Here is a 3492-nt window from a genome sequence, read left to right as displayed (position 1 = left end):
GCCGATAACTTACACCACACACCCACCCCGCAAACGCGCCTTCAAAAGCGTTTGCACCAAGAGGGTCGGGTAAAAAGAAACAAGACTGCTTGCGTCCACTATGTGGTTCCCAAACAACAAACCCTGTTGAATGGCGAACCAAAACAAAATTACATAACAACACCACACTGCCCCAACCAGGGCAGAGTTGTAACCCAAAAACTTCCCACCCGGGAAAGACCCCCCAAAACGGGGCCAGCCAGGGTGCGGACACAAGGTTACGGCGGTCATAGCGTGGGGGAAACGCCCGGTCCCATTCCGAACCCGGAAGCTAAGACCCACAGCGCCGATGGTACTGCACCCGGGAGGGTGTGGGAGAGTAGGTCACCGCCGGAACATCATTAGGTCGAGAGCCTCCAACCACCAGGTTGGAGGCTCTCCCACTTTAACCACCCACCCAACCACGACAGACCGGCACAGACGGACGACCCTCCCCCGGCAGACCAACGCACCACACAACAAGCGACGCGGTCAGCGCGGGAACCTGCGGCGGTGGAACCAGGCGAGCAGCTCCACCGCGAGGCCCGCACCTGCGCTGACGGCCAGTGCGGCAGCCAGCATCCCGGCCGGCGGCCAGCCAAGAATGAAGAAGTCCTGGGCCAGCGGGATGTTGAAGAGAATGACCAGTGCGGCGCACATGCCCGCCAGCACCCCGGCCCGTCCAGCGTTGAGCGGCCTGGACACCACGGCCAGGATCCAGAGGCCCACCACCGACAACGTCAGCACCGAGGCCGAGCRCACTGCTTCGGCGTCCGGCGCTCCAACCAGCGGTGCGCACGCATGCAGGATAAACAATGAGCCGGCCGCGATCAGCCCGGCCGGCAGCGAGAACCAGAGGGACCGCCGCAGAAAGCCGGACCGGTACCGGCGAGCATTGGGCATGAGGGCCAGGAAAAATGCCGGAATGCCGATGGTAAGGCCGTCGGTAAAGGACAACTGGCGGGGGAGGAACGGAAAAGGCCACTGCAGCAGCGCAAAGCTCACCGCGATGGCAATTGAGTATGCGGTCTTGCTGAGGAACAGGCTGGAAACCCGTTCGATGTTGGCGATCACCCGCCGCCCCTCCGCCAGTACTTCCGGCAGGCGATCGAACCGGCCGTCGAGCAGGACAAGGCGCGCCACGGCCTTGGTGGCCGGCGCCGCTGAGTCCATGGCAATGCCCAGGTCAGCGGACTTCAGCGCCAGGGCATCGTTGACGCCATCGCCGGTCATGGCGACGGTGTGGCCAAGACGCTGGAGGGCAGCCACCATGTCCCTCTTTTGATCGGGGGTGACGCGGCCGAAAACAACATTGCCGTCCATCACCTCCTCGAGCAGCCCGGGCTCCTCCGGCAGTGACCGCGCGTCGAATCCCTCGGCCGCATCCAGGCCTACCCGCCGGGCGATGGCGGCCACGGTCCGGGGATCGTCGCCGGAAATGATCTTGAGCGTCACTCCCTCGGCAGCGAAAAACTCCAACGTCTGGCGGGCATCCGGCCGGGGCTGTTCGCGGAACGTCAGGAGCGCAACCGGCCGGAGACCTTCGGGGAGCTCCGGAGTCTGACGGGACTCCGCGGGGCGGTCGGCGCCCGCCAGCAACAGCGTCCGCAGGCCGGAGCCGGCCAACTCGCCGGCCCTGGCGAGCACGGCGGCATGGGGGCCGTCCGCCGGCGCCGGCAACACCATCTCGGGGGCCCCCAGCACCCAGGTGGGCGTTCTCCCGTTCCCCGTGCCAAAGGTGACACCGCTCCATTTCCGGGAGGAGGAGAAGGGGACATAGGAGATTGACTGGAAGCCGCCGTCGTCTTCAAAAGCTGTTCCCAGGCTGCGCGCCGTAGCGTTCGCTTCGGGTTCGGAAGCGAACCATCCCAGGGCGTGCTCCCACCCGGGCTCCGGTGCGGCGGTCAGCTGGTGGACCTCCTCGAAGCGGAGGCCGCCTTCGGTCAGGGTTCCGGTTTTGTCCATGCAGAGGACGTCCACGCGGGCGAGGCCTTCGACGGCGGCGAGTTCCTGTATGAGCACCTTGTGGCCGGCAAGCCTGAGCCCGCCGACGGCGAACGCGACGCTGGTCAGCAAGACGAGACCTAGCGGGACCATGGCAATAACACTCGCGATGACACCCACCAGGGCCGCCGTCCAGGCACCGGAGCTGATGGCCTCCTGCCAGCCGCCGCGGGCCTGCAGCTCGCTGTTAACCACAAGCAACGCCACGGGCAGGATTCCCCAGGCAATCCACCGGAGCACCCGGTTCAGGCTGTTGCGGATCTCGGAGTTCACCAGGGAGAACCGCCTGGCATCGGCCGTCAACCGGCTCGCGAACGAGTCGGCCCCCACACGCGCCACCCTGGCCCTGCCGTGACCGCCCACAATGATGGATCCCGAGAGGACTTCGGATCCGGCGTCCTTGTCCGCGGGATCCGATTCGCCGGTAAGCAGGGATTCGTCGGCCTCCAGCCCTGCACTGTCCAGCACCGTGGCGTCGGCGGTAACCTGGTCCCCGGCGCGCAGGACCAGCACATCGTCACGGACGACGTCGGCCGTGGCGATCTCCTGGATCTTGCCGTCCCGCAGGACCCGGGCACGCGGGGCGTCAAGGATGGCGAGGCGGTCCAGGGAACGTTTGGCGCGGAACTCCTGGACGACGCCGATTGCGGCATTGCCGGCAGCTGCCAGTCCGAAGAGCGCATCCTGCCAGCGGCCCAGCAGGAGCAGGACCAGAAAACTCGAGCCGACGATTGCATTGAAGAGTGTGAGTACGTTGGCGCGGACAATCTGCCAGAGGCTCCGGCTGGTTTTGTCCGAAACCCGGTTGTCCAGGCCGCCTTCGATACGGGCGGCGACATCCTGTTGCGAAAGTCCTTCGGCGGCCGGTCCGGACACACGCCGATGGAGTGTCAGTGGTTCCTGGCGCCGGCGTTCTGCCCTCACCCCCTGATCGTATCCGGGGACGCAACCGAAAGTGATGGAGGATACAACCTCCATCCGCGACGCCGGTGCTCTTTCGTGGCGGCCGCCGGCCGGCCCGATGTGGCGGGAAGCGCGTGATTTCAAGGGATAGTGGGCCCAAGACGTCGCCTCCGGAGCCCGTTTGCGGATAGGCCCGGTTGGGTGTATTGTTTTCTAAGTCGCCGCGAGGGAGGCCAGCGAAAAACTGGAGTACCGGAGGCGGCCAATCCCCTAAAAATAATTCAAAACCAGGTTCTTTCGACTTTTCTGTCGCTAAGGAATTTTGGTGGGGATGGTTCGTCTGCTGATTCAGGTCCGGGAAATCGGATTTGCATTGGGAGTCTGAACCCGGTAAGTTTGAAAAGTTGCTCCGGAGCGAGTTGCGGCCCTGTATTGGGGTTGTGGTGGTGCCGGGTGTGTCTGTTGTTTGAGAACTCAATAGTGTGCCAAGTTTGTTGATACCAATTGTTTTATTGATTGGTTGTTTTGGCTGTGTTGTCCACCCCGTGGATGGCATGGTTTTTACAG

1 protein-coding gene and 1 rRNA gene are annotated in these 3492 nt (G+C 64.1%); one reads left to right on the top strand and one right to left on the bottom strand.

Annotated elements, in window-relative coordinates; genetic code table 11:
- Positions 1–258 precede the first annotated feature (258 nt).
- A 5S ribosomal RNA gene (gene rrf / locus AC1DHD_RS15060) occupies positions 259–375 on the top strand.
- A 135-nt stretch (positions 376–510) separates the two neighbouring features.
- Here the strand turns inward: rrf and AC1DHD_RS15055 are convergent.
- Positions 511–2898 carry an HAD-IC family P-type ATPase gene (locus AC1DHD_RS15055; RefSeq protein WP_476880487.1) on the bottom strand — a complete coding sequence of 796 codons (2388 nt, stop codon included), beginning with the start codon at positions 2896–2898 and terminating at the stop codon, positions 511–513.
- Positions 2899–3492: the final 594 nt, after the last annotated feature.

It is taken from the genome of Arthrobacter sp. 05L45_2, from assembly GCF_056397525.1.
The sequence above is the reverse complement of the archived record's forward strand: the minus strand, read 5'-3'. Positions and strand labels throughout refer to the sequence as shown.